Below are 26747 nucleotides of genomic sequence, written 5' to 3' on the forward strand. Positions count from 1 at the left end.
ATCCTAGTGAAGAGCCGAGTGCCCCTTGTTACGACTCAGCGCAGTCCCGCCGTCGACCCTACCAGCCACAACAGCGCAGGCGCCAGCGCCAGGAAACTCAACGTCGACACCAGCACGGCGCCCGCAGCCGCATCGCCCATGTCGGTATAGCGGCGGGCGTACATATAGCTCACCGCCGCGCAGGGCATCGCCATCTGCAGGGCCAGAATGTTCGAGAACTCTTCCGGCAGCCCTATCAACCATCCCGCGGCATAACCCGCCGCCAACCCCAGCAGCAATCGCATCGTGCCCACGATGGATCCGATGCGCAACCCGGCCGCAGGGATGACCGCCAACGCATGACCCAGGCTGAGCAACATCAGCGGTACCGTCAGACTACCCAGCAGCTTGGTCGACTCGATGATCCAGTCTGGCGGCACCCAGGCAAACAACCGGCACAGCGCCGCCGACACCGACGCGATAAGAATAGGGCTCTTCCACGGCGCCGCAATCCCCTGCGTGTTGGGCAGAAAGCGAACACCTATCGTGTGCTGAATGAACGAGCACACGGCAAAAAACGCGATGGCAGTGGAAAGACCGGCATCGCCAAATGCCAGGTAGGAAATGGGCAAGCCAAGATTGCCTGCGTTTGGAAAGGTCGCCGTCTGCAGCAATTTGCGAACTGGCTGACCCGTGACCTTCAAAGCCACCGCACAGGCCACCGCACACAATCCCAAGGCCAACGCCGTCGCACCGGCCACATTGGCCAGAACTTCATTCGACAGCTTTGCAGTGACCAGGGTGCTGAAGACCAAAGCCGGTGTGGATACCGACGTCGCCAGCACAGTAATGAACTGCGCCGCGAACGGATAGTTTTTCTTGCCCCAGACCACGCCCACGCCCACGCACACCACCAAGGGCGCAAGCACTGACAGCATCGAAAAATAAAAGTGGAGGACCGCACCCATCATGCGGCTCGCACAACACGAGCAAGGGACAGGGCGGATCCGAAGTGCGGCAGGGGAGGCATCGTTGCAGACTGAGTAGGCACGGAGGAGGGCGGTCGGCAAGCGATTCGCGACGGCAAGGATAACGCGAACACTTGTCGAGAAAACAGGTGCGTCGTTCGAGGGCGTTGTTCTCAAGCAGCATTCATGCCGGCGCGCTGCCGCCACAGCAAGTATTCAGGTCTGGGTCAGACGGTCCACTGCGGCACCTGACGATCAGCAAACGGCGTGATGGCCCTTGCCCGGATGCCAAGTGGGCTACTTGGCGTCAGCCTTGGTTGCGTAAGAAAACGCAGGCATCGCCTTGACCAGGTCTTTGGTCGCGCCAGGCAAGACCAGTCGCCCCTGTTGCTCGCGGATCTTGGTCGCTTCAATCGCCACATCGTGCTTGCCCACACCAATGAAGCCGCCCGCCGACACGATCAAGTAGGACACGCTTTTGGCAGGATCAATGATCAGGTCTTCGACTTTTCCAAGCCGCTCGCCGCTTTCGTTGTAGACCGGCTTGCCAAGCAGGCTTTTCTTGACGCTCCAACCTGGCGCAGGTTGATCAAGATCGGTGAACGCCTTGCCCAGCGACATCGACCCGGCCACCTGGGCGTAGGACGAGGTAGCCAGGCAAGCCATCACGAAGACTCCGGTGGCAAGCATGGCGGCGAGCGCCGAGGGGGATACGGCACGAGAAACGACGGCCGTCGATGCGGAATGGGGGGCGGGGATGCGCATGAGTGAAATGACGTGAACTGGACCGTTGTTCTTATAGCACCGGCGTTCTGGCGCCCTACCGCTGGAATCGTTGCAGGTGTTACCGGTCTCGCCCACGCGACAGGGACCGGGGGCGGTCGTTTGACAGGCCATAGGGCGCGAAAGATAACTTCTTGCTTATCAATGACAGATAAGCCCGTGCTTATCTATGGGCCACTTCTTTATTTTGGCTAGGACATTTCCATGCACTTGGCCACTATGCGGCGGCTTGCTTCTCTACACTTGAATCCATGTACACGGCATCTCTGCGTCCTCTTCGGTATCTGCAATTGGTGGTGGCGCACGGTTCGTTCCGCGCTGCGGGCCTTGCTGCGGGTATCAGCCAGCCGGCCATCAGCCAGGCGATGAAAAGACTCGAGCGTGAATGGTGCATGCCGTTGTTTGAAAAAGAAGGGCGCCGAAAGCGGCCGACGGCGCAGGCGCTGCGCGTCCTTAATCGATTGGCAGAGATCGGTAATGCGCTCGAATCCCTGGCCACGGAGCCGGTAGACGATTCGGCAATACGCGCACTTGCAACGGCCCCATCGACGTCGACGCTAACGGTCGGGATGGCGCCAGCGGCGGCATTGCTTTACGGGCCGGTTATTGAAGAGGTGTGGCGAAGTCACCATCCCGACGGCAGGCTGCAAGTCGTTAATAGTCACTCCGAAGGCATGTTGGCCGCGCTGGATCGGGCGGAAATCGACCTCGTCATCGCGCCGCAGTCTGTTGGCCGCCCCTCGGCGGGCCGGGTGACGCAGTCGTTGCATACGGCCAAGCCCGTGTTGTGTGCCCGCGCGGGTCACCCTTTGACTCGTGCTACCTCGCTAGAACAGATCGTCGCTGCAGGGTGGGCCGTGGAAAGCGACGATGGCGCCGGCGCAACGGTCATTCGCGAGGCGTTACGGGCGCGGCGGCTTGCGCTGCCACGTATCCGTGTGGAGTGTAGCGATTACCCGGCACTGTTTGATGTCGTCGCGCGCAGCGATCTTCTTTGTGTCGTTCCGCATCCGGTGCTCCTTCCTTGCGATGATCCGCCGCGTCTCGTGCCGCTGCGTATTCAGGATCCTTTGCCTGACTATGACGTCTCGGTTTCATGGCAGGCGCTGCCGCGGCACAGGGTGGCCGCGGCGGTGCTGGCGATTGTCCGTGCACTGACGGCCTTGCCGTCGCACCTGCACTGAAACCCCACCACCCGACGTTCCCCTACTGCTGCCGCGCCGTCCCCCAAGCCCGGCACCTTTGCCACACGCGTTGCTTACCGGGCTGCGGACCAAGGCACGTTTGACGGGGTCGTGCCATTGGCAGCGATATCGGCGTCCGTGGAATACGCGACGTCCTTTTGCGCTTCGAACGCGGCCAGCCTGTCGGTGAGCGCGGCATGCACGAGGGTGTATGCGTCGCTGCCGAGCAGCAGCCGTCTGGGTGCAGGTGACTGGTCGACCGACGCGATCATGGCAGCGGCCATCTTTCCGGCATCTCCTGGCGTAGGGAACGCACTTGCCGCAAGCATGCGGCGGGTATCGCCGACCGCGGTGGCGTCGTAGGCGTCCATCGCAGACGCGTTCACCAAGCCGGCCGACCCGAAGCTGGTCAGCGCGCTGCCGGGTTCGACCAGGGTCGTCTGGATGTTGAAGGGTGCGACTTCCTGGGCAAGCGATTCGTAGAAGCCTTCCATTGCCCACTTGCTGGTGTGATAAAGGCTAAGCGCGGGGAAGGCGATGTGACCACCCATCGACGACAACTGCATGAGCCGGCCGCCGCCTTGCTTTCGCAAATGCGGCAATGCCGCACGCGCAACGCGTATCGAGCCGAGCACGTTGGTATCGAGCTGGTGGCGGATCTGTGCGTCTGTCACTTCTTCAGCTGCGCCGAGCAGTCCATAGCCCGCGTTGCTGATGACAACGTCAATCCGGCCCAGGGTGGCGAATGCGGCATCGACGACACGCTGGATGGCGTCGCCATCGGTGACGTCGAGTGCCATGACGTGAAGGCGATCACCATGTTCGGCCTTCAGATCGTTGAGTGCGTCCACCTTCCGCAGGGTGGCGACCACGTTATCCCCGCGCGCCAGGAGTTGTTCAGTCAATGCACGGCCGAAGCCGCTGGACGTGCCGGTGATCAACCAGTTGCGTTTCGGTGCGATGGCGGAAGGCATCGGGTGAGTCGCGAATGTGTGTTGTTGGGTCATGGAGAACTCCTTGTTGTCAGGGTTCCCATCGTAGGCGCGGCAACTATGAAGATATAGACTGCAAAACGCCATGCGCTTTGTTCCAGAGGTTCATAATTAAAAATTGGTGGACGGGGCGCCTGCCTGAACACTTGGCCTGATTCGCGGTTTGAAGATGCACCACCAGGAGGTTGAACATGACATCCATCGATGCCCTTGATGGCGTGACGCTTTTTCTTGCCGTGGCGGAAGCACGCAGCTTTACCGGGGCGGCGGCTCGGCTGGGCGTGACGCCAACTGCAGTGAGCAAGGCGGTGCGCGTGATGGAGGCGCGGCACGGGGTGGCGCTGTTTCAGCGCACGACACGCCGAGTGGCGCTGACTGAAGCGGGTGCGGCGTTGTTGCTGCGACTGCGACCGGCTGCGGCGGAAATCGGTGATGCGCTTGCTGCGTTGGGCACCTATCGCGATCGTCCGACCGGCACGTTGCGTCTGACGGTGCCGATGATGGCGCGCCGCTTCATGCTGCCGCTGATTGCGGAGTCTGCGCGGGCTTATCCGGATGTGACCGTTGACGTGTCGCTCGATGATGCGATTGTCGATTTGGTTGAGGGCGGCTTTGACGCGGGCGTTCGACTTGGCGAGTCCATTGAAAAGGACATGATCGCCGTGGCGTTGACCCCGGAGATCCGGTGGTCGATCGTTGGCACGCCGGCCTATTTTGGGCGAGCAGGGCGGCCGCGCAAGCCAGAAGATTTGGTAGCGCATTCAGCTGTGCGGTATCGCTTTCCAGGGTCGGGTGCGGTGCATCGTTGGGGCTTTCGCCGCGGCAAGCGTTCCTTTGTGGTGGATGTGGGCGGGAAGCTGATCGTCGATGACCGACAGTTGCTGGTCGATCTGGCGGCTCAAGGTCTTGGCCTGGCTTTCGCGTCGCACGTCGAGGTGCGAGACCGTGTCGACGGAGGCGTTCTGGAATCGGTGCTTGACGCCTTTATTCCGAGCGACGCCGGGATGTATCTGTGCTTTCCGGCACGATCACAAACTCAACTGAAACTGCGTGCATTCATTGACCTGGCGCGTGAAGTGACCAGACGGCCTGACTACGTTGCTCTGTCCGCCGGCAACGTGCCGATGGAGTCCGCGCCATGAGCGAGGTCATCGGACCGGTTGCACGCGCGTTGGACGTTCTTCGCGCCATGAACCACCAGCCGCAAAGCACGTTGCTCAGCCTGCATCATGCGACCGGTCTGCCCAAATCGACGCTGCATCGTTTGCTCGCAACGCTTCGGAGCGAAGGGTACGTGCGCGTCGATGTGGTCCGAGGTCGATATACGCTGACCGCCAAGGTGCGTGAACTCAGTGAAGGCTATGGCGAGCCAGAGGGCGTGGTCGATATTGCCGCGCCCGTGTTGCGCCACATCACCCGCAGCACCGGGTTGCCGCTGGCGATCGGTGTGCTTGACCAGGGCCGCATCGTTGTGCGGTACAGCAGCATGCCCTACAGCCCGATCGGGTCTGAACACAGCACCATCGGTCACGCGCACGATCTGCTCCGATCTGGCATGGGACAAGCGTTTCTGGCGTGGTGCAGCGAGACGCAACGAGCCCGCCTGATGCAAAGGCTGCTGCTGGACATATCGGACACCGATGGTAGCGAGTGGCCCAAGATGCAGTCAGTCGAGATGCAGGTGCGCGAGGCCATCGCGGCAACGCGTGCAAGAGGCTACGGTTTTCGGCCGGCAGAGGGGCGTGGCGCCAGTGCCACGCTGGCGCTACCGGTGCTGATGGACGGTGACGTGGTGGCGGTGGTGTCGCTGACCACCTTCGGCGCGTTGCTGGTGCAAGACGGGTTGCAGGAGTGCCTGGCGGTGTTGCAACGGTGCCGCGATGACGTCATGCACCTTCTGGCGCCGCACCGCGAGGCTGCGGTGAACGGTTCGGGTTCCGTGACGCGGAATGTTGAGCCGTAGCGGTTTGCGGGCAGGCGGGTGTTGGCTACGCTGGTCTTTGGGCCAAAACCCGTAAGTGCCCGTGCACGCATGCCCACATACCGAGACCTGCATGAAACTCGCCAGCTTCGCTTTGACCGATACACCCGACGTCGCACGACTTGCCTTCGTCATTGATGACACGACATGGTTTCCCGTGACGGAAGCATGCCAGGCCGTTGGCACGACTCTCGCGCTGATCCCTTTGACCATTCACCACGCCATCGAGGCCGGGCCCGATGTCTGGCACGAGCTTGCCCGCGTTGCGGACACGTTGACCTCGTGGTCTTCGTTGACATCGTCCACGAAAGTCGCGCCGTTGGATCTTGCTGCATTGATCGTCCTTCCTGCCGTGCAGACCCCATCCAAGCTTGCCTGCCTGGCACTGAACAACAGTGCGAATGTCGACCGTATCGTGAAGGGACCCTCGCATCCGGCGGTGTTCACCAAGCCCCTGACTGCGCTGGTCGGGCATGGCAGTGCCATCCGCCTCAAACCCCATTACGGGCGGGTGCATCCTGAACCGGAGCTGGCTGTCATCATCGGCAAACGGGCCACTGACATTGCAGCCGCGGATGCGTATGACCATGTGTTCGGCTACACCATCCACAACGATCTGACCTCGCCCACCATGCGGGACGAAGACAGCTTCCACTATCGGGCCATTCATCCGGCTGCGGAGGGGCAAGGCGAAGGCATCCGGTATGTCGAGAGCCATGTCTCGTACAGCGGTCGCTACAAGGGGTCGGATACGTTCTCGGCGCTGGGACCCTGGATCGTGACGAAAGACGAGATCGTCGATCCGCACAGCTTGGACATTTCCTGCCATGTGCGCGATGAGTGTTTTGCCAGCGACAACACCATCAATCTGTTCCACAAGGTGCCCGAGGTGCTGGCCTTCCTGTCCGGCTACATGACCTTGCTGCCGGGCGATGTGGTGTCGATGGGGACGGCGTTGGCATCGGGCGGCAAGCCGGGCAGGGCGGTGCAGAACGCGGACTTGAACAAGATGGGCGGGCCGGTCAGTGTGACGATCGAACGGATCGGCACCCTGAGCAACCCTGTGGATCGCAGTGTCTAGGTCGCGCGCAAGGTCGCGAGCTTCGCGCCGAAGCCAAGGAATACAACGCCGGTGATGCCCTTCAGCCATCGCTGAAAGCCGGGCTGGCGTGCGGCGTTGGCGACCCGGCCGAGCAGCAGGACCAGCAGGCCGCACCAGATCGCATTGAGCAGGGCGTGGATCGATACCAGGGTCAGGGTCGAGCCGACGGCCATGTGTCCGTCCGCGCCGTGCGGAACGAACTGTGGAAACACCGCAAGGTAGAACATGGAAACCTTGGGATTGAGCACGTTGGTCAGGAAACCCTCTGCGAATGCACGGGGCAGGCGGCGCGGCTTGGCTGCGGGATCCGCGGACGGGGTCATGGCGTCGCCTCGCCAGGCGCCGATCAACGCCTTGACGCCGATCCAGCACAGGTAGCACGCGCCTGCCATCTTGACGATGAAGAACGCGTGCGCCGACTGCGCAAGGATCAGCGAGATGCCAAGGATGGACAGTGCGCCGTGCAGATAGAACGCGGCAACAAAGCCTGCGATGTTGGCGAAGCCGGCGATGCGACCCGAGGCCGGCACCGTCTTGGTGACCAGCACGCTGTTGGGTCCGGGGGACATCACCAGCAGGGCGGCCACGGAAGCAAATGAGAGCAGTTCGGCAAGGGACATGACGAGATCCAGGAGGGGATCCGGGTCGCTTGCCCGGAAGCAGGGTTGATGCGCGTAGCTTACCTGTGCGCCGCATTGCCAGGCCGTGCCGCGCCACGCGTCATCGTGGCTGTTCGCCCGGCCGGCGGTATTGCACCGCCTCGCTCAGATGCACCGCGTTGATCTTGCGCGCGCCTGCGAGGTCGGCGACGGTTCGCGCCACCCGCAATACCCGGTGCGCCGATCGGGCCGACCAGTTCAGGTTGATCATCGACTCTTTCCATAGTTCGCGTGCGGCGGGGTCGGTGGTGCAGTGGCGGTCGGTGCCGCTGGTGTCGAGCGTGGCGTTGCTGCCACCCTGCCGCTTTTCCTGGATGGCCAGAGCGGCCGCGACGCGCTCTGCGACGTCGGCGCTGCGCTGGCCAGCGGAGGCGTCGACCCAGGCTGCGCCGAGCGAGGGCACGTCGACCTGCATGTCGATGCGGTCCAGGATGGGACCGGAAATGCGGTTGCGATAGGCGACGACCTGATCAGGCGTGCACTGGCATTTGCGGGTCGCATGCCCGTGCCAGCCGCAGCGGCAGGGGTTCATGGCGGCAATCAGCTGGAAGCGTGCCGGGTATTCGGTGCGATGCCGTGCACGAGCGATGGCGACCTTGCCGGTTTCCAGGGGTTCGCGCAGGGCTTCAAGGGCCTGACGATTGAATTCGGGAAGCTCGTCCAGGAACAGGACGCCGTGGTGCGCGAGGCTGATTTCGCCGGGCTGGGGCCTCGAGCCGCCGCCGACCAGGGCCACCGAGGTGGTGGAGTGGTGAGGCGACCGGAAAGGGCGCGCGCCGTAGGGGGGCGCCTGGGTACGCGAGAGGCTGGCCAGCGCAGCGGCTTCGAGTGCGATGTGACCGGCCAGCGGCGGCAGCAGTCCGCCCAGGCGCTGCGCCAGCATGCTTTTGCCGGTGCCCGGTGCGCCGACCAGCAGCAGGCTATGGCCGCCGGCGGCGGCGACTTCCAGGGCGCGGCAGGCAGCGGTCTGGCCGCGGACGTCCGAGAGGCAGGGCGGGGCGGGCGCCTTGTCGACGCGTGCGGGTTTTGCCCGCGGCAGCACAGCCGTGCCGGCCAGATGCGAGACGACGTCGGCCAGTGTCGCGGCGCCCACGACGTGCAGGTCGGGCACCCGCGCGGCTTCGGCGGCGCTGGCCGCGGGCATGATCAGTTCGGCGTCGGGCTGGCGCCGGGCGACGGCAAGAGCGATGGCCAGTGCGCCGGCGATCGGGACCAGTGCGCCTGTTAACGAGAGTTCGCCTGCCATCACCAGTCGCGAGAGGCTTGACGCCATGGCTGCGGCGCGACGCCCGGGTGCCAGTTCAGGCAGGCCGATCTGGCCCGAGGCGAGCAGCACGCCGATGGCGATGGGCAGGTCGAAGCGGCCGGATTCCTTGGGCAGATCGGCCGGGGCGAGGTTGACGATGAGCCGGCCGGCAGGAAATTCGAAGCCGGCATTGGCGATGGCGGCGCGGACGCGTTCGCGGCTTTCGCGCACTTCGGTATCGGCGAGCCCGACGACGCTGAAGGCAGGCAGCCCGGCTGCCAGGTGAACCTCGACCCGCACGGCGGGTGCATCGAGGCCGGCGAGCGCGCAACTGGCGATAACGGAAAGTGTCATGGAAACCTCAAGGCGAAGGCGGAAACGGTGAGCAGGGACGGCCCAGTATGGCGGGTCGGAAGTGCCTTGTGGGACCGACTGGGACGCTTCTGTCCAAGGCTATTTTTGCCCTGGTACGGCCGCCCGTTCATGCCGCAACGGACGTAATCTTGTTTGTCGCCAATGGCCTTGGCGGCGGGGTGCGCCGTACAGTCGAGGCGTGCGTGTTTACCTGGAGGGCGATGTGAGGTTCATGGATTTCAATTCGTGGCATGGCGTGTTTTCGACCGTGCTGGGCCTGGCGGTCATTACGCTGATCGGCGTGGGGATCCGTGTGCTGCTGATGCAGACGGTGCAGCAGCGGCGGGAGCGCATGAACCGGCAGATCAACGAGCGGCTGAAGACGCTGATCGCGGCGTATCGCACGCTGGGCGGATCGTTCACGGGGCGGTTGACGGTGGACCCGACGCACATGCGCGATATCCGGATGGCGGCTGTGCTGACGTCAAGGGATGCGAACGCTCCGGTTGCGCAATCGGTTGGCGAGACTGCCGCCGGCGCGGCGTCCGATGATGCGGTCGATGGTGCGGCCGATGATGCGTCCGCTGGCATGCGCGTTGATGTGTCCCGGGAAGTGGCCCCGGTGGCTCTTCCTGAAACGTCTCTGGAAGGCGCGCAGGACCCGCCGCCCTACAGTTCCGAGCGGTCCCGCCGGACACGCGATGCCGTCGAGGCGGCGCTGTCCGACATCATGCTGCTGGGCACCGTGGACCAGGTGCGCATGGCCGCCAAGGCAGCGAGTGAGCTCGCGTCCGGCCAGCCGATCCACACGGCGGAGCTTGTTGTGTCGTTGCGGGACTTCGTTCGCACGGCGCTGGACCTGGGCCCGATTCCCGATGACGTCGTCATTCCCTTCCAGGGCCCGACGCGCGTTCAAGGCGGGGGCGCCGGCCGCGCGAAAGGCGAGGGCGGGGGCGGTGGAAATCGGGGTGGCGGCGCTGGCGGTGGCGGCGGTGGTGGGGCCGGCGGTGGCGGCGGGGCAGGTCTCGGCATGGGCCTGGGCATGAGCCGCCACGATGCCGACTCGAGCAGCTGATCTGACCCATGGCGCTAGGGGATGCCGCCGTCACCCGCGAAACGGTCACTCCTGGCACCGATGACCCCGGCGGATCGGTGACCCCTGCGGATCGGTCACCCCTATGCACTGGCCACCCCCGCGCACCGGTCACCCTGCGCGCCCGTTGCCACCCCGCCCCTTCAGTCGCCAGCCGCTTTCGCCCGCCATGGCGCCACGGGCTTGAACGCCTTCCGCAGCGCTTCGATGAACAAGGACGCGCGCCGGGTGGCGACGCGCGATTGCGGGACCAGGGCGACGACGTCGGCGTCGGGCATCCGGTACTTGGGCAACACTTGCACGAGTCGGCCCGCGGCCAGATCCGCCGCGACGTCCCATTCGGACCGCGCCATGATGCCCTTGCCGGCGGCGCACCACGCGCGGATGACGCTGCCGTCGTTGCTTTCCATGGCGGCATGCACACGGACCGTGTGGGAGGGACGGGCGCCGCGGCGGGCAGTCTTGTCGGCGAAACGCCAGAGGGAGACGTCTTCGCTGTTTTCTCGCAGCACGAGGCAGCTGTGGTCTGCAAGGTCGGCCGGCACTGCGGGCGGCGCGACGCGCGACAGGTAGCGCGGGGCGGCGCAGACGATGCGGCGGTTGGGGGCGATGGGGTGGGCGATCCAGCGGGAATCGGGCAGGTCGCCGATGCTGACGAGGACGTCAAAGGCGTCGCGGCCGTGGGGGGCCTGCTGCGCAAGGTCAAGATTATCCGACAGGACCAGTTGCACTTCGACGCCCGGATGGGCGGTATGGAAGTCGGCGAGGAGCGGCGCCAGGTAGCGTCGCCCGAAGCCCAGTGGGCCGTGCACCTTGAGCTTGCCTGCGACGACTTGCGTGCGTTCGTGCAGGGCTTCTTCCAGCCGGCGCATCTGGTCGAGGACACCGGATGCATGTTGTGCGAGCAGGTGCCCTTCATGCGTGAGCTGCAGCCGGCGGGTGGTGCGCTGAACGAGCCGCACACCCACTCTTGCTTCGAGCTGGTGCAGCCGTTTCGTGATCGCGGGCGGGGTGACGTTGTCTTCGCGCGCCAGGGCGGCCAGGCTGCCGAGGCGGTCCAGGCTCAGGATGAAACGCAGGTCGTCGATGTCGAGAGTCATGGCGTGGAACCTGGAGTGACTTCAGGCCATCATGGGTTGGCTGGCCCTGGCCATTATTCACCTAAAGGTGAATGAACAAGTAACGCAGCATTAACCGCAGGATAGCCCGGCATGCCTACACTTTGTTCGCGTGCTGCGGTTCTGTTGTTGCACGCTGCCTGACTGCACCACCCGCCACGCCCATCTGCGTCCGGCATTGCTCGACCACGCCTCCACCACGCCTCCACGCACTCCTGAAGGTACCGCCATGACCCGCCACTACGACATTGTTCTGTTCGACCTGCTGACCGCGCTTCTGGATTCCTGGACTGTCTGGAACGATGTGGCCGGGACCGAGGCCCAAGGCCGCGCCTGGCGCGCCGCTTATCTGAAGCGCACTTACGCCTGCGGAGCTTATCGGCCGTACGAGACCCTGGTGCGCGAGGCGGCGGGGGAAACCGGGTTGAGTGCCGCGCACGCCGACGCCCTGGATGCGCGCTGGTCCGAACTGCAGCCCTGGGATGGCGTGGCCGAGGCGCTGGCGTCGCTGCGCAAGACGCATCGCCTGGGGGTGGTGACCAATTGCTCTGAACGGCTTGGCCACCTGGCGGCTGACCGCCTGGGTGTGCCGCTCGACGTGGTGGTGACATCGGAGCGCGCCGGCTTCTACAAACCGGATCCGCGGCCCTATCAGCTGGCGCTGGATGAGCTGGGCGCAACGCCTTCCAACACCTTGTTCGTGGCGGGGTCGGGCTTTGACCTGTTCGGCACGCAGGCCGTCGGCATGGACACGTACTGGCACAACCGGGTCGGCCTGGCCCGCCCGGAAGGCGCGCCGACCGCCCTGGAGGAATCGCCGACGTTGGACGGCCTGGTCGCACTGGCGAATCGGGCCGCCTGACCAACGCAGCACCGCGCTGGTCCGACGCCGGGCCGCATGACTGACGCAGCACCGTGCTGGTCCGACGCCGGGCCGCCTGACTGACGCAGCACCGTGCTTGTCCGACTCCAGGCAGCCTGACCAACGCAGCACCGTGCTTGTCCGACTCCAGGCAGCCTGACTGACGCAGCACCGCGCTTGTCCGCCGCCGCCCCGCCAGCCGGCCTGTCGCCCACTCCGCATTCCGCATTCCACCGACAACCTGCCTGCTTTCCGAATCCACGTCATCCCCCGGAGAATTCGATGCGTTCACGTCCCTGCCTGCCGACTCTGCTCTTGCCCGCTCCCCTGCTGCGCATCGGGTTGACGGTGGCAACGATCCTGTCTGCTGCCGCGCTGCCCGCTCAGGCGCAGCAGCCGGCGGGCACCTTTCCCACCCGGCCCATCACGCTGATCATGCCGTTCCCGGCGGGCGGCCCCAGCGACGCGCTTGGGCGTGCCGTGGGCGCGAAGATGGCATCCACGTTGGGCGTGCCGGTGGTTGTGGAAAACGTGGGCGGGGTGGGCGGCTCGGTCGGTTTGCAGAAGCTGGCCCGTGCGCCGGCCGACGGGTACACGATCGGCTTCGGCACCATCGGCACGCATGCCGCGAACATGATCCTGTATCGCAAGCCGATGTATGACGCTGTCAACGATCATGTGCCGCTGGGCCTGGTCGGGTCGGCGCCGCTGTTGCTGCTGGTGAAGAAGGACCTGCCGGTTGCCGACTTTCCGCAGTTCGTCGCTCACCTGAAGACCCATAAGGCGACGATGTCGTATGGCAGCGCGGGCGTCGGATCGATTGCGCATCTGGCTTGCCTGATGATGTTGAGCGAGCTCGACATCGATGTGATGCACGTGCCGTATAAAGGCGTGGCGCCGGCAATGACCGGGCTGATGGGGGGCGAAACGGATTTCATGTGCGACCAGACCACGACAGCGCTGGCGCAGCTGGAAGGTGGCCGCATCAAGGCGGTGGCGACGCTGACGCGGGACCCGGTGATCGGCTTGCCGAAGGTGGCGCCGGCGCAGGCCAGCGGCCTGGTCAAGCTGGATGTACGCTCGTGGAACGGGTTGTTTGCGCCGCGCGGCACGCCGCCCGCGATCGTGACCGCGTTGAACGGCGCGATCCTGAAGGCGCTGGCCGATCCGGACCTGACCCGCCAGATGGGGGCAGTGGGCGTGACTTTTCCGGATCCCGCCACCAACACGCCGGCGAACCTGGCCGAGGTGGTGCGGACCGAGATCGCCCGCCTGCGCCCGATCCTGCTTGCGAAGAACGTGCACATCGACTGAACGCATCACCGCAGCCACAACAACGACCGAGACACGCATTTCACGGAATTCATCATGCACCTGCACGACCTTGAAACACCCGCCCTGATCCTTGACCGGACCAAAGTCGACCGCAACATCGCCCGCCTGCGTGACCGCCTGGCGGGCCTGGGCGTGTCCCTGCGCCCGCACGTCAAGACCAACAAATCCGCCGACGTGGCCCGCCGCATTGGCGAGCCGGGCACGCCCATCACGGTGTCCACCCTGAAGGAAGCCGAATACTTTCTGCAGCATGGCTGGACCGACATCCTGTACGCCGTCGGCATTGCCGCCAACAAGTTTGCCCACGTGCAGCGCCTGATGCAGCAAGGCGCACAGATGACGGTGATCCTGGACAACGTGGCCAGCGCCCAGGCACTGGCCGCCTTCTGCAAGGACCAGAACCTGACCTTGCCGGTGTTGATCGAAATCGATTGCGACGGTCACCGATCGGGCCTGGTGCCGACCGCGCCGGAACTGTTGGACGTGGCCGCGCAATTGGGACGCGCCAAGCAAGACGGCGGAGCCTGGGTCGCCGGTGTGCTGACCCACGCGGGCGCATCCTACGACTGCGATTCGACGCAAGCCATCGTGGCCATGGCCGAGCAGGAACGGGCGGGCGCCGTGCTTGCCGCCCAGCGCCTGCGGGACGCCGGCTATGCCGCGCCGGTGGTCAGCGTGGGCAGTTCGCCAACGGCGCATTTTGCGAAGGCGCTGGATGGCGTGACGGAAGTGCGCGCCGGGGTATTCGTGTTCTTTGATCTGGTGATGAACGGGATCGAGGTCTGCACGATGGACGACATTGCCGTGTCGGTGCTGTGCACGGTGATCGGCCACCAGAAAGAGAAGGGCTGGATCATTACCGATGGCGGCTGGATGGCCCTGTCGCGGGATCGCGGTACGTCCAGACAGAAGACCGACCAGGGCTATGGCGTGGTGTGCGATGTGGATGGCCAGCCGTTGCAAGACCTGATCGTGGCGCAGGCCAATCAGGAGCACGGTGTGCTGGCCCACCGCAGTGGCGATCCGGCAAGGACGCCGATGCTGCCCGTGGGCACCCTGCTGCGCATTCTGCCGAACCACGCCTGCGCCACCGCCGCGCAGCACCCGGCCTATCAGGTGGTTGCGGGCGGACAGGAAGTGGAGGCCACCTGGCCGCGCTTTTCCGGCTGGTAATCGCTTCTAGCGGGCCCCTGGCAGCGGCAGCCGGCTGGAAAACTTCACTTCCCGCAATGACAGACTGGTGCGGATCGTTGCCACGTTCGGCAACGATCGCAGCACGGTGTCGATGAAGTCGCGCACGGAATCCAGATCTTCGGCCACCACGGTCATGACGAAATCGGCTTCCCCCGTCACCCGGTGGCAGGTCAGCACTTCTTCGGACGCTTCCACCAGCTTTTCCAGGCTCGCGAACGCCTCTGCCGTGTGCGGCGAGAAGTTCAGGCTGATGAAGGCCAGTTCCCCCAATCCCAGTTTGCGGCGATCCAGCATGGCCTGGTAGCTCTGGATGTAGCCTTCGCTTTCCAGCTTGCGCAGCCGGTGCCAGCAGGGGGTCTCGCTCAACGCCACGCGCTGCGCCAGTTTGGCGTTGGACAGCCGCCCGTCGTCCTGCAAATGGCGCAGGATCTGGACATCGGTTTCGTCCAGGGTTTCGGATGGAGCATTCTTCTTCATGAAAAGCCACCAGCAGAGGATTCTTCTGCCGATTATCGTTTTTCTCTATGAAAAAGCAAGGTTATTTCGGTGCATTTGCAAGATACTACTGATTGAAGCACCACCTAAAACCAGGAGCGACTCATGGGTCGGCAGGAAGACAACAAGCAGAAAGTGGCGATCATCGGTTCGGGCAATATTGGCACCGACCTGATGATCAAGATCTTGCGGCACGGCAAGTATCTGGAGATGGGCGCGATGGTCGGGATCGATCCCGCGTCGGACGGCCTGGCTCGCGCCGAGCGCATGGGCGTGCCGATCACGGCGGGCGGCATCGACGGCCTGCTGGCCATGCCCAACTTCAACGAGATCCGCATCGTGTTCGACGCGACCTCGGCCGGCGCCCACAAGCGCCACAACGAATTGCTGCAGGCCAAGGGCGTGCAGGTGATCGACCTGACGCCGGCGGCTATCGGCCCGTATGTCATCCCGGCGATCAACCTGGACGAGCACCTGGACGCACCCAACATCAACATGGTCACGTGCGGTGGCCAGGCCACGATCCCGATGGTGGCCGCGGTGTCGCGCGTCGCCAAGGTGCATTACGCCGAGATCATTGCGTCGATCGCCAGCAAGTCGGCGGGCCCAGGCACGCGCGCCAACATCGACGAGTTCACCGAGACCACGTCCAAGGCAATTGAAGTGATCGGCGGCGCCGCGCGCGGCAAGGCGATCATCGTGCTGAACCCGGCCGAACCGCCGCTGATCATGCGCGACACGGTGTTCACCCTGTCCGAAGTCGCCAACCGCGCGGCTATCGAAGACAGCATCGCCAAGATGGCCGAAGCCGTGCAGCAGTACGTGCCGGGCTACCGCCTGAAGCAGCGCGTGCAGTTCGACGAATACGGCGCGGACAACCCGCTGAACGTGCCGGGCCTGGGCAAGCTGACCGGGCTGAAGACGTCCGTTTTCCTGGAAGTGGAGGGCGCCGCCCACTACCTGCCCGCGTATGCCGGCAACCTGGACATCATGACCTCGGCCGCGCTGGCGTGCGCCGAGCGGTTTGCGCAAACCCGCCTCGTGGCGCAGGCCTAAGGATTCACCATGACACCCAACAAGAAACTCTATATCTCTGACGTGACGCTGCGCGATGGCAGCCACGCCATCCGTCACCAGTACAGCATCCAGAACGTCAAGGACATCGCCAAGGCGCTGGACGAAGCCAAGGTCGACAGCATTGAAGTCGCGCACGGCGACGGCCTGTCGGGCTCGAGCTTCAACTACGGCTTTGGCGCCCATACCGATCTGGAATGGATCGAAGCCGTGGCCGAAACCGTCTCGCACGCCAAGGTCGCGACCTTGCTGCTGCCGGGCGTGGGCACCGTGCACGACCTGCGTTCGGCGTACGACGCCGGCGCGCGGATCGTGCGGGTCGCCACCCACTGCACCGAAGCCGATGTATCGAAGCAGCACATCGGCTATGCCCGCGAACTGGGCATGGACACCGTGGGTTTCCTGATGATGAGCCACATGACTTCGGCGTCGGCCCTGGCCAAGCAGGCCAAGCTGATGGAAGACTACGGCGCAACCACGGTGTACGTCGTGGACTCGGGCGGCGCGTTGAACATGAATGACGTGCGTGACCGTTTCCGTGCCTTCAAGGACATCCTGAAGCCGGAAACCACGACCGGCATGCATGCCCACCACAACCTGAGCCTGGGCGTGGCCAATTCGATCGTGGCGGTGGAAGAAGGCTGCGACCGGATCGACGCCAGCCTGGCCGGCATGGGCGCGGGCGCGGGCAACGCGCCGCTGGAAGTGTTCATTGCCGCGGCCGAACGCATGGGCTGGAACCACGGCTGCGACCTGCTCAAGCTGATGGATGCGGCCGACGACATCGTGCGGCCGCTGCAGGACCGCCCGGTGCGTGTGGACCGCGAAACGCTGGCGCTGGGGTATGCCGGCGTGTATTCCAGCTTCCTGCGTCATGCCGAAGCGGCGGCGTCCAAGTACGACCTGAAGACGGTCGATATCCTGGTCGAGCTGGGCAAACGCAAGATGGTGGGCGGCCAGGAAGACATGATCGTCGACGTGGCGCTGGACCTGCTCAAGAAATAAGCAGGGCCTGAATGAAAAGGGCGGGTATCGCAAGATACCCGCCCTTTTTTGTTGCCCGCCGCGCCATGCCCCGTAGCGGGGCATGCAGCCGGCCGGCAAGACCCTTACAGCGGCGTGGAAGCCGGTGGCAGGCCCGCCGACGGTCCGGCGGCCGAACCCGCGGCAGCGCCAGCCGGCGCCGCTGCCGGCGATTCCAGCGCCGCCAGCCGCGACTCCATCGCCTTGACCTGCAGTTCCAGCGCGTCGACCTTGATGCGGGTGCGCGCCAGCAGCTCGGTCTGGATGTCGAATTCCTCGCGCGTGACCAGGTCCAGCTTGCTGAATGCCTGTCCCATCATGCCCTTGACGTTGCGCTCGATGTCGGCGGCGGGGCTGCGGGCAATCAGGTCGGAAATGTTCTTTTGCAGGTCTTCGAACCATGCGGTGCGGTTGATCATGTTGCGTGTCCTTTATCGAGCTCCCTGGGCAGGAGTGTAGTCCGGCGATCGCCAGGATGCTCGGACGGGTTGCAAGGGGGTGTGAATGCGGTGGCCGCCTCGAGTTGGTGCGCGACGAGGCGGCGCGCTGTCGAGCGCACCAAACTGGTACGACGAGAACGCGCTTTTGGTGCGCACACCGGGGGCTCAACCTGGCACGGGAAATGCTCTGTAACACCCGGAGGCTGTCCTGTTACGACGCCGTCGACAACCCTGACTCGGAACGCACTATGAAAAAAACATTGATCGCTGCCGCCCTGGCTTTGTGTGCTTCGTCTTCGGCCATGGCGCAGACCGCCGTCGTCGCCGCGACCCCCGACTACACGTTCACCGGCAACGCCGGCCTGTTCAGTGACTACCGTTTCCGTGGCTTCAGCCAGACCAACATGCGTCCGGCGTTCCAGGGTGGCTTCGACTTTGCGCACAGCTCGGGCTTCTATCTGGGCAACTGGAACTCGAACGTCGCCAGCGAACTGTATTCCGGCGGCAACATCGAGATGGACTTCTACGGCGGCTATAAGTTCAAGACTGGCGATTTCTCGTGGGATATCGGTACTCTGTATTACTACTATCCGGGCTCGAACCTGGGCGGCCACACGATCGACAACACGGAAATCTACGGTGCGGGCGGCTGGGGTCCCTTCACCCTCAAGTATTCGCACGGTGTCTCGAACTTCTTCGGCACGCCGGGCAGCAAGAACAACTTCTACCTTGACGCGGCAGCCGTGTTCGACCTGGGCAATGGCTGGGGCGCGAACGCCCACGTCGGCTACCAGAAGTTGAAGAACGCAACGAAGTCGGACGGCAGCGAAATCAACGGCTACATCGACTACCGCGCCGGTGTGACCAAGGACCTGAACGGCTGGCTCGTGGGCGCGTCGCTCGTGACCACCAGCAAGAAGGATTGGTACCAGACCACCAAGGGCAAGGACGCCGGCCGCCTCGGTCTCGTCGTCAACCTGACCAGAGCTTTTTAATTGTCCGTGCGGCGCGTTTGCCGCACTTCCTGAACCGTTTCCCGTGGGGATCGTATGAAACTCATTACCGCAATCATCAAGCCGTTCAAGCTTGACGAAGTCCGGGAGGCCCTGTCCGCGATTGGCGTGCAAGGCATCACCGTGACAGAAATTAAGGGTTTTGGCCGTCAGAAAGGTCATACCGAGCTCTATCGCGGCGCTGAATACGTCGTCGACTTCCTGCCGAAGGTGAAAGTGGAAATCGCGCTTTCCGACGAGCTGGTGGAAAGCGCGCTGGAAGCCATCGAAAGTTCTGCCCGCACCGGCAAGATCGGTGACGGCAAGATCTTCGTGTTCCCGCTGGAGCAGGTCATTCGAATTCGTACCGGCGAAACCGGCAAAGACGCGCTTTGATAGGACCAAGGGATTTTTAAAATGAGAAAACATCTGGCAGTAGTGCTGGGCTTGCTTTCGCTGGGCGCCTTCATGTATGGCGCACCGGCGTTGGCAGCGCCTACCGTGAACAAGGGCGACGTCGCCTGGATGAGCGTCTCGACGCTGCTCGTCCTGATGATGGCGGTGCCCGGCCTGGCACTGTTCTACGGTGGTCTGGTCCGCAGCAAGAACATGTTGTCCGTCCTGATGCAGGTGCTGGTCACGTTCTCGCTGATCGTCGTGCTGTGGTTCATCTATGGCTATTCGCTGGCGTTTACCGAAGGCAACGCCTTCTTTGGCGGGCTGGATCGCCTGTTCCTGAAGGGCGTGTTCGACAACGTCGCGGGCACCTTCTCGAATGGCGCCACGTTCACCAAGGACGTCGCGATTCCTGAAATCACGTTCATCGCCTTCCAGGCCACGTTCGCGGGCATCACCTGCGCGCTGATCGTCGGCTCGTTCGCGGAACGCGCCAAGTTCTCGGCCGTGCTGCTGTTCATGGTGATCTGGTTCACGTTCGCGTACATCCCGATTGCCCACATGGTCTGGTTCTGGCCTGGTCCGGATGCGTACACCGACGCGTCCAAGGTCGATGCACTGAACGCTACCGCCGGTCTGATCTGGCAGTGGGGCGCCCTCGACTTCGCGGGCGGCACCGTGGTGCACATCAACGCCGGCGTGGCCGGTCTGGTGGGCGCCTATGTGATCGGCAAGCGTCTGGGTTATGGCCGCGAAGCCATGCAGCCGCACAACCTGCCAATGACCATGATTGGCGCATCGCTGCTGTGGGTGGGCTGGTTCGGTTTCAACGCCGGTTCGGCGCTTGAAGCGAACAACTCCGCCGCGCTGGCCTTCATCAACACGTTCTCGGCAACGGCTTGCGCCGTCGTGCTGTGGACGCTGACCGAATGGGCCGTCAAGGGCAAGCCTTCCATGCTGGGCGCTGCGTCCGGCGCGGTGGCGGGTCTGGTTGCGATCACCCCGGCTGCCGGTAACGTCGGCCTGGTTGGCGCGATGGTCATCGGTGCACTCTCGGGCGTGGTCTGCTTCTGGGGTGTGACGGGTCTGAAGAAGATGCTGAAGGTCGACGACTCGCTGGACGTGTTCGGCGTGCACGGCGTGGGCGGCATCCTGGGCGCGCTGCTGACTGGCGTGTTCAACGCCCAGTCGCTGGGCGGTCCTGGCCTGGTCACCGACTGGGTGGCCGGCACGGTGGGTTCGAACCCGATCGTGACGCAGCTGTGGATCCAGGCCAAGGGTGTCGGCATCACGATCATCTGGTCGGCTGTCGTTGCCTTCATCGCCTACAAGCTGGTGGATGCCCTGATCGGCCTGCGCGTGTCGGAAGAAGACGAACGCGAAGGTCTGGACATCACGACGCACGGCGAAACCGCCTACCACTCGTAATCTCTGCCTGACTGCGGTATTGGCCCCGGCCAGCGTTTCGCTGACCGGGGCTTTTTGTTGCCTGCCCGTCCGGCTTGCTGCGGCCTGCCCATCGGAATTGGATGCGCGATTCGAGAAAATTCCGCTCGAAACGCGGCCTATGCTGATACGCATGCGCACACGCGCCTGAACGCACAAACGACGGAAGGAAGGCAGAGCCAGCATGTTGAGTCACGAGTGTCGCGGCACCGGTCCCGCAGTGGTCTTCATTGCCGGGCTGGGCGGACTGGGCAAATTCTGGGCGCCCGTCATGGACCGCCTGCAGGCCGACTACACGGTCGTCACCCTGGATCATCCGGGCAGCGGCAACAGCCCGCGGCGCGGCCCGCAGACCATTCCCGACCTGACCGACGCGGTGCTGGAAGTGACCGCGTCGCTGGGCATCGCCCGCTTCAATGTGGTCGGCCATTCGACCGGCGGGCTGGTCGCGCAGACCCTGGCGCTGGACCATGCCCAGGTGCTGGACCGGCTGGTGCTGAGTTCGACCTGGGCCGCCGCCGACCGCCGCTTTCGCGACCTGTTCGAGATCCGCCGCCGCACCCTGATCGACGCCGGGCTGGGCCTGTACAAGGCGCAGGGCGCGCTGCTGGCCTACCCCGCGCATCTGTATGACCGCTACGCCGCGACCTTGCCGCCGCGGGGTCGCGGCCGCGAAGGCGATGACCCGGCCGAAGTCGCGGTGACCGCGGAACGGATCGACATGCTGGTCTCGTACTCGCGCGCCGACGACCTGCACCGGATCACGACCCCCACCTTGGTGCTGGGCGCGATGGACGATCCGATCGTGCCGTTCCATCACGCCGAGCAGCTGGCGCAGGCCATACGCGGCGCGGAACTGACGGTGCTGAGCGGCGGCCATTTTCCGCCGACGACACAGACCGACCTCTACACGTCGCGCTTGCGGGCGTTTTTGGAAACCCCGGTGCCCGCCACTTCTTCCCTTCCTTCCTGAGACCAGATCATGCCGAAACTTCGCCTTGTGCCCCTGCTTGCCGGACTGACCGCCGCGGCCCTGATGCAGGGCGCGTCTGCCGCCGATGCCTACCCCACCAAGCCCATCACCATGATCGTGCCGTTCGCGGCGGGCGGGCCGACCGATGCCGTGGCCCGGTCGCTGGCCGAAGCCATGCGCGCGACGCTGGGCCAGACCGTGGTCGCCGAAAACGTGGGCGGTGCCGGCGCCACCATCGGCGCGGCCCGGGTGGCCGCGGCCCAGGCCGACGGGTACACGCTGCTGCTGGGCCATGTCGGCCTGACGACGGCGCCCGCGCTGTACGCCAAGTTGCGCTTCGACCCGGTCAAGGACTTTGCACCGATCGGTCTGGTGGCCGACCTGCCCATGCTGCTGCTGGCGCGCCAGGATTTCCCGGCGTCGAACTTCCAGGAATTCGTTGCGCACGCCCGCAAGCAGCCCGGCGGCATCACCATCGCCAATGCGGGCGTCGGCTCGGCATCGCACCTGTGTTCCGTATTGCTGATGAACGCCATCGGCGCCGAATACCAGCCCGTGCCGTACAAGGGCATCGCCCCGGGCATGACCGACGTGCTGGGCAAACGCATCGACGCCATGTGCGTGTCGGGCTACACCCCCGGCCTGGCGGTCAAGACCTTTGCGGTCACGACCAAGGTGCGCCTGGCCGAAATCCCCGACGTGCCGACCATGCAGGAATCCGGCCTGAAGGACTTCGAGATGGGCATCTGGCATGCCTTGTGGGCGCCCAAGGGCACCCCGCAGCCTGTGATTGCCAAGCTCGCCGCCGCGGTGCAGGCCGCGCAGGCCGACCCGGCCTTTCGCAAGCGCATGAAGGACCTGGGCACCGTGGTCATGGACGGCCAGGGCAACCCCGAAGCCCTGCAGGCCCGCGTCGTGCGCGACACCGCGCAGTGGAAGGAACTGCTGCAGAATGCGGGCGTGAAGCCGGAGTAAGCCGGCGCGGGATAATGCCGCATGGACTCCACTGACGACATGCAGCTGTTCGTGACCGTGGCCGACCGCGGCAGCTTTGCCGCGGCCGCCGCCGTGCACCACCTGACGCCTTCGGCCATCGGCAAGCGCATCACGCAACTGGAAGCGCGCCTGAACGTCACGCTGATCGCACGCACCACCCGCAAGCTGATGATCACGCCCGAAGGCCGGCATTACCTGGACCGCGCACGCGTGCTGCTGCACGATCTGCGGGCGCTGGAACATGGGGTGCGGCACCTGTCGAACGCGCCCGAAGGCGAGGTCAGCCTGAGCTGCCATGCCGGCATTGCCGAGCGCTTCATTCTGCCGATGCTGCCGGACTTCCTGACGCAGCACCCCAAGGTGCACGTCAGGATGATGTTGAGCGATCACGTCGAGACGGCCGAGTCCGACGGCGCCGACGTGATCATCCGCGCGGCCGGCGCGCCGCTGCCCAACTACGTCAGCCGCAAGCTGGGCGACAACCCGTGGGTGCTCTGCGCGACCTCCGCCTATCTGGGCACCCACGGCACGCCCGCCCATCCGCACGACCTGACCCGGCACAACTGCCTGAGCGTCGGCCCATCGGGCGCAACGCGCGACAAGTGGTTGTTCAAGGTGGACGGCAAGGTCGAACCGATCACGGTGGCCGGCAACTTCGGCGGCTTTGCCAACGCCGTCTACGCCATCACTCGCGGGGGCGTCGGCATCGGCCGGCTGCCCGACTTCCTGGTGCGCGACGATCTGGCCAGCGGCGCGCTGGTGCGCGTGCTGCCGGGGCACATGGTGGCCGATCCGCGCGCTGTCTACCTGTTCTACCGCAGCGCCGATCCGACGCCGTCGCGGCTACACGTGCTGGTCGAATACCTGGGCCAGCACCTGACCCGCAAGCTGGAAAAGCCGTAGACCGTCCGGCCGTTTCCGTGCACCATCACATTTGCATATTGCCAATAAAACGTTAGCGTTTCGTCAATTTAGTCTTAACGTGTCGATCCTAACTCCGAGGTCACCCGCATGCGCTCGTCCCGCCCCCGCCTGTTCCGCTCGTCCTTGTTCGCTGCGGTGTTCCCCCTGCTGCTCGCGGCGCCTTCCGCGCACGCGGCCGACCCCATCAGCATCGGCTTCTTTTCGCACCTGTCGGGCAACTTTGCCGAATATGGCGCGAGCTTCAAGAACGCGGTCGAGCTGTACCTGGACCAGGTCAAGGCGCAAGGCGGGATCGAAGGCCGGCCGGTCAACCTGATCGTGGAAGACGACCGCAATTCGCCGCAGGAAGCCGCCTCGGTGGCGCGCAAGATCGCAGGCACCAAGGGCGTGGTGCTGGCCATCGGATCGTGGTCGACGACCGCCTCGGTAGCGGCGGCGCCGGTGTTCATTGAAGCCAGGATTCCGCAGATCAGCCCGACCTCATCGCACCCGGACTTCACCAAGCAAAGCAACTACCTGTTCCGCCAGAACAATACCGATGACGTGCTGGCGCAGTACAACGCCGACACCATCCAGAAGAAGCTGAAGGCCAACACTGTCGTCATTCCATACTCGCAAGATGACTGGGGCGTGTACACCGGCAAGGCCACGGCTGCCGCGATCGAAAAGGCCGGCGGCAAGGTGCTGCTGCTGGAAAGCGTGATGCCCAATGCCAAGGACTTCCGCCCCTTCGTCAGCAAGATCAAATCGCTCAAGCCCGAAGGCGTGTTCCTGGCGCTGCCGTATCAGGAAGCGTCCATCTTCATCCAGCAGCTGCGCCAGGCCGGCGTCACCATTCCGGTAGGCGGCGGCATTCCGCTGACGTCGCCCAAGTTCGTGGAACTGAGCGGCAAGGCAGCCGAAGGCGTCGTGCTGCACACCATCTTCTTTGCGCAGGACCCTTCCAAGAAGGCATTCACGGATGCCTACAAGGCCAAGTACGGCAAGCTGCCCGACCAGTTCGCGGCGCTGGCCTACGACGCGGCCGGCGTGGGTGTTGCGGCGATCCGCCGGGTCGTCAAATCGGGCAAGCCCCTGACCGGCGAAGCCGTGCGCAACGAACTGGCCAATGGCCCCGCCTACGAAGGCGTGACCGGCACCACCAAGTATGAAAACGGCAACGTGAAGAAGGCGCCGACCTTCATCACCGTGCGCAACGGCGAATTCGCACTGTTCCAATAAAGGGCGCCGGATGCCGTCGTTGTCATGATCGAACTGTTCTTCAGTCAACTGCTCAATGGCCTGGCCATCGGGCAGGTCTATGCGTTGATCGCACTGGGCTTCAGCCTGGTGTTCGGGGTGTCCAACCTGATCAACTTCGCCCAAGGCGCCCTGTTCATGCTCGGGGCGTTTTTTGCGTTCAGCGGCGTGACCTGGCTGGGCTTGCCGCTGGTGGTCGCGGCGGTCCTGTCGGTGCTGCTGGTCACGGGCCTGGGCATGCTGCTGGAACGGGTCGCGCTGCGGCCGCTGGAAAACGGGCCGTGGGTAGCGCCCGTGCTGTCCACGCTGGCCATCAGCATGATCATCGACCAGCTGGCCGAAATCATCTGGTCGCCGGAAGGGCAGCCGTTTCCGCTGCCGTTTGAAGAGGTCACCTTCTTTTTCGGCGGGGCCTACCTGACCAGCACCGACCTGATGATCTTCGGCTTCGGCGTGCTGGCCGCGCTGGCGCTGACCCTGTTCCTGTCGCGTTCCTGGATGGGCCGCACCCTGCGCGCCACCGCGCAGGACCGCGACGCCGCCGCGCAACTGGGCGTGCGCACCGGCGACGTCAAACGCCTGGCCTTCGGCCTGGCCGGCGCATTGGGCGCACTGAGCGGCGTGCTGGTGGCCCTGTACTTCAAAAGCGTGTTCCCGCAAATGGGGCTGCCGTTTGGTCTCAAGGGATTTGCCGCGGCCTTGCTGGGCGGGCTCAGCAGCATTCCGGGCGCGGTGCTGGGCGGGCTGTTGCTGGGCATTGTCGAGACCCTGGCCAGCGCCTATATCGGCGAAGGCTTTCGTGACCTGGTGGCGTTTTCGTTGGTGCTGGTGTTCCTGGTGTTCCGGCCGCAGGGCCTGCTGGGCGACCGGCGGCTGGATGCGCTGGGCGGCGGAGGCGCGGCCAGCGGGTCCATGCCCACCACCAGTCTGCTTGCGTCCGCGTCCAGCCAGCGCGGGGTGCACCGTGTATGGGAACTGCCCCCGTGGGGCTTCCTGGTGGCGGGCGCGGTGCTATGCCTGCTGCCGCTGATCACGCAAAGCGGCTACCTGTTGCAAGCGGTGATCTACGGCATGATCTTTACGCTGCTGGCGGCCAGTGTGACGCTGGTGTCCGGGTCGATCGGCATTCTGTCCATCGGGCACGCCGGCTTCTATGGCGTGGGGGCGTATGGGGTGGCGGTGCTGTCGCACACCTATGGCTTGCCGGCCGAACTCGCCTTGCCCTGTGCGGCCTTGCTGACAGCGGTAGTGGCCACGGTGGCCGCCTTGCCCCTGGCACGGCTCAGTGGACATACCGCCGCATTGGGCACGCTGGCCATCGGGCAGATTCTGTTTCTGGTGTTTATGACCTGGCTGTCCGTCACGCGCGGGCCGATGGGCTTCGTCAATATTCCGGCGCCGCAGTTTGCGCTGCTGGGCGGGTTGCGCCTGGGGTCGGTCACCGACAAGTTCTGGCTGGTGGCGATCGTGGCCGCGGTCGGTCTGTTCCTGGTGCAGAGGCTGATGGAATCGTCGATCGGGCGCGTGTGGCGCGGCATTCGCGAAGACCGGCTGGCCGCGCATGTGGCCGGCATTCCGGTGCGGCGCTATCTGCTGATGGGCTTTGCCGTATCGGGCCTGCTGGCCGGCACGGCGGGCGGCCTGTTCGCCTATGTGCAGAACGTGGTCAGCCCCGAAAGCTTTACGGTGCAGGCGTCGATGCTGCTGCTGACCATGGCGGTGCTGGGCGGCCTCGGCAACGTGACCGGCGCGGCGCTTGCCGGCTTTTTGCTCACGCTGCTGCCTGAAGTGCTGCGGCCGTTTGCCGAATGGCGAATGATTGCCTATGGCCTGGTCCTGTTGCTGATGCTGCGGTGGCGTCCGCAGGGCCTGCTGGGGGCAAGGTAAGGCGATGGCGGA

Annotated in this window: 26 protein-coding genes; 18 read left to right on the forward strand and 8 right to left on the reverse strand. The window is 64.7% G+C overall.

Annotated features, from left to right (window positions below):
* Nucleotides 1-35: 35 nt before the first annotated feature.
* Entirely contained in the window at nt 36-947 is a 912-nt protein-coding gene (locus HD883_RS19470) for an AEC family transporter (protein WP_179582403.1), read from the reverse strand.
* Between the two features lie 297 nt (nt 948-1244).
* Nucleotides 1245-1637, reverse strand: coding sequence for a PRC-barrel domain-containing protein (locus HD883_RS19475; RefSeq protein WP_179582401.1), 393 nt, complete (start codon nt 1635-1637; stop codon nt 1245-1247).
* A gap of 344 nt (nt 1638-1981) precedes the next feature.
* On the opposite strand from HD883_RS19475, the gene HD883_RS19480 reads away from it, so the two are divergent.
* Nucleotides 1982-2914, forward strand: a complete 933-nt coding sequence (locus tag HD883_RS19480) for a LysR family transcriptional regulator (RefSeq protein WP_179582399.1) — start codon at nt 1982-1984, stop codon at nt 2912-2914.
* A 74-nt stretch (nt 2915-2988) separates the two neighbouring features.
* Here HD883_RS19480 and HD883_RS19485 read toward each other — a convergent pair whose 3' ends face one another.
* Entirely contained in the window at nt 2989-3993 is a 1005-nt protein-coding gene (locus HD883_RS19485) for an SDR family oxidoreductase (protein ID WP_306455856.1), read from the reverse strand.
* A gap of 104 nt (nt 3994-4097) precedes the next feature.
* On the opposite strand from HD883_RS19485, the gene HD883_RS19490 reads away from it, so the two are divergent.
* From HD883_RS19490 to HD883_RS19500, 3 genes are all read left to right on the forward strand, one after another.
* Nucleotides 4098-5048 carry a LysR family transcriptional regulator gene (locus tag HD883_RS19490; protein WP_179582397.1) on the forward strand — a complete coding sequence of 317 codons (951 nt, stop codon included), beginning with the start codon at nt 4098-4100 and terminating at the stop codon, nt 5046-5048.
* Nucleotides 5045-5869: a helix-turn-helix domain-containing protein gene (locus HD883_RS19495; RefSeq protein WP_179582395.1), complete on the forward strand. Its 825-nt coding sequence runs from the start codon at nt 5045-5047 to the stop codon at nt 5867-5869. Before HD883_RS19490 ends, HD883_RS19495 begins: the two co-directional genes overlap by 4 nt.
* Before the next feature lie 91 nt (nt 5870-5960).
* Complete coding sequence (locus HD883_RS19500; protein WP_179582393.1) at nt 5961-6968, forward strand: fumarylacetoacetate hydrolase family protein; 1008 nt, start codon at nt 5961-5963, stop codon at nt 6966-6968.
* Here HD883_RS19500 and HD883_RS19505 read toward each other — a convergent pair.
* Complete coding sequence (locus tag HD883_RS19505; RefSeq protein WP_179582391.1) at nt 6965-7609, reverse strand: LysE family translocator; 645 nt, start codon at nt 7607-7609, stop codon at nt 6965-6967. The genes HD883_RS19500 and HD883_RS19505 overlap by 4 nt on opposite strands.
* Before the next feature lie 100 nt (nt 7610-7709).
* The gene (locus HD883_RS19510) at nt 7710-9248 is read right to left on the reverse strand and encodes a YifB family Mg chelatase-like AAA ATPase (RefSeq protein ID WP_179582389.1); all 1539 of its coding nucleotides are present in this window, start codon (nt 9246-9248) and stop codon (nt 7710-7712) included.
* 223 nt (nt 9249-9471) lie between these two features.
* Between HD883_RS19510 and HD883_RS19515 the strand changes: the two genes are divergently transcribed.
* Nucleotides 9472-10323 (forward strand): hypothetical protein, encoded by an 852-nt coding sequence (locus tag HD883_RS19515; RefSeq protein WP_179582387.1) that lies wholly within the window; start codon nt 9472-9474, stop codon nt 10321-10323.
* Between the two features lie 161 nt (nt 10324-10484).
* Here HD883_RS19515 and HD883_RS19520 read toward each other — a convergent pair whose 3' ends face one another.
* A complete protein-coding gene (locus HD883_RS19520; RefSeq protein WP_179582385.1) occupies nt 10485-11441 on the reverse strand; it encodes a LysR family transcriptional regulator in 957 nt (318 codons plus the stop codon).
* Between the two features lie 247 nt (nt 11442-11688).
* Between HD883_RS19520 and HD883_RS19525 the strand changes: the two genes are divergently transcribed.
* The 3 genes from HD883_RS19525 (at nt 11689) to HD883_RS19535 (ending at nt 14829) form a co-directional block, all read left to right on the forward strand.
* The gene (locus tag HD883_RS19525) at nt 11689-12321 is read left to right on the forward strand and encodes an HAD family hydrolase (protein WP_179582383.1); all 633 of its coding nucleotides are present in this window, start codon (nt 11689-11691) and stop codon (nt 12319-12321) included.
* Nucleotides 12322-12603: 282 nt separating this feature from the next.
* Nucleotides 12604-13635 carry a tripartite tricarboxylate transporter substrate-binding protein gene (locus HD883_RS19530; protein WP_179582381.1) on the forward strand — a complete coding sequence of 344 codons (1032 nt, stop codon included), beginning with the start codon at nt 12604-12606 and terminating at the stop codon, nt 13633-13635.
* A 54-nt stretch (nt 13636-13689) separates the two neighbouring features.
* Entirely contained in the window at nt 13690-14829 is a 1140-nt protein-coding gene (locus tag HD883_RS19535; protein WP_179582379.1) for a DSD1 family PLP-dependent enzyme, read from the forward strand.
* A gap of 6 nt (nt 14830-14835) precedes the next feature.
* Here the strand turns inward: HD883_RS19535 and HD883_RS19540 are convergent, their stop codons facing one another.
* Nucleotides 14836-15327 (reverse strand): Lrp/AsnC family transcriptional regulator, encoded by a 492-nt coding sequence (locus HD883_RS19540; RefSeq protein WP_179582377.1) that lies wholly within the window; start codon nt 15325-15327, stop codon nt 14836-14838.
* Between the two features lie 123 nt (nt 15328-15450).
* Here HD883_RS19540 and HD883_RS19545 point away from each other — a divergent pair, with 123 nt between their 5' ends.
* Complete coding sequence (locus tag HD883_RS19545; protein ID WP_179582375.1) at nt 15451-16401, forward strand: acetaldehyde dehydrogenase (acetylating); 951 nt, start codon at nt 15451-15453, stop codon at nt 16399-16401.
* Nucleotides 16402-16410: 9 nt separating this feature from the next.
* A complete protein-coding gene (gene dmpG, locus HD883_RS19550; protein ID WP_179582373.1) occupies nt 16411-17424 on the forward strand; it encodes a 4-hydroxy-2-oxovalerate aldolase in 1014 nt (337 codons plus the stop codon).
* Nucleotides 17425-17528: 104 nt separating this feature from the next.
* Here dmpG and HD883_RS19555 read toward each other — a convergent pair whose 3' ends face one another.
* Nucleotides 17529-17861 carry an accessory factor UbiK family protein gene (locus tag HD883_RS19555; RefSeq protein ID WP_179582371.1) on the reverse strand — a complete coding sequence of 111 codons (333 nt, stop codon included), beginning with the start codon at nt 17859-17861 and terminating at the stop codon, nt 17529-17531.
* Between the two features lie 269 nt (nt 17862-18130).
* Here HD883_RS19555 and HD883_RS19560 point away from each other — a divergent pair, with 269 nt between their 5' ends.
* From HD883_RS19560 to HD883_RS19595, 8 genes are all read left to right on the forward strand, one after another.
* On the forward strand, nt 18131-18877 hold the full coding sequence (locus HD883_RS19560) for a TorF family putative porin (RefSeq protein ID WP_179582369.1): 747 nt from the start codon (nt 18131-18133) through the stop codon (nt 18875-18877).
* 54 nt (nt 18878-18931) lie between these two features.
* A complete protein-coding gene (locus HD883_RS19565; protein ID WP_179582367.1) occupies nt 18932-19270 on the forward strand; it encodes a P-II family nitrogen regulator in 339 nt (112 codons plus the stop codon).
* A gap of 21 nt (nt 19271-19291) precedes the next feature.
* Complete coding sequence (locus HD883_RS19570; protein WP_179582365.1) at nt 19292-20698, forward strand: ammonium transporter; 1407 nt, start codon at nt 19292-19294, stop codon at nt 20696-20698.
* Between the two features lie 202 nt (nt 20699-20900).
* Nucleotides 20901-21689, forward strand: a complete 789-nt coding sequence (locus tag HD883_RS19575) for an alpha/beta fold hydrolase (protein ID WP_179582363.1) — start codon at nt 20901-20903, stop codon at nt 21687-21689.
* A gap of 9 nt (nt 21690-21698) precedes the next feature.
* A complete protein-coding gene (locus tag HD883_RS19580) occupies nt 21699-22664 on the forward strand; it encodes a tripartite tricarboxylate transporter substrate-binding protein (protein WP_179582361.1) in 966 nt (321 codons plus the stop codon).
* Between the two features lie 21 nt (nt 22665-22685).
* A complete protein-coding gene (locus tag HD883_RS19585; RefSeq protein WP_179582359.1) occupies nt 22686-23588 on the forward strand; it encodes a LysR family transcriptional regulator in 903 nt (300 codons plus the stop codon).
* 108 nt (nt 23589-23696) lie between these two features.
* Nucleotides 23697-24830 (forward strand): ABC transporter substrate-binding protein, encoded by a 1134-nt coding sequence (locus HD883_RS19590; protein ID WP_179582357.1) that lies wholly within the window; start codon nt 23697-23699, stop codon nt 24828-24830.
* Nucleotides 24831-24854: 24 nt separating this feature from the next.
* Nucleotides 24855-26735 (forward strand): ABC transporter permease, encoded by a 1881-nt coding sequence (locus HD883_RS19595; RefSeq protein ID WP_179582355.1) that lies wholly within the window; start codon nt 24855-24857, stop codon nt 26733-26735.
* Nucleotides 26736-26747 lie beyond the last annotated feature (12 nt).

Source organism: Pigmentiphaga litoralis, from assembly GCF_013408655.1.
Lineage (GTDB): Bacteria > Pseudomonadota > Gammaproteobacteria > Burkholderiales > Burkholderiaceae_B > Pigmentiphaga > Pigmentiphaga litoralis_A.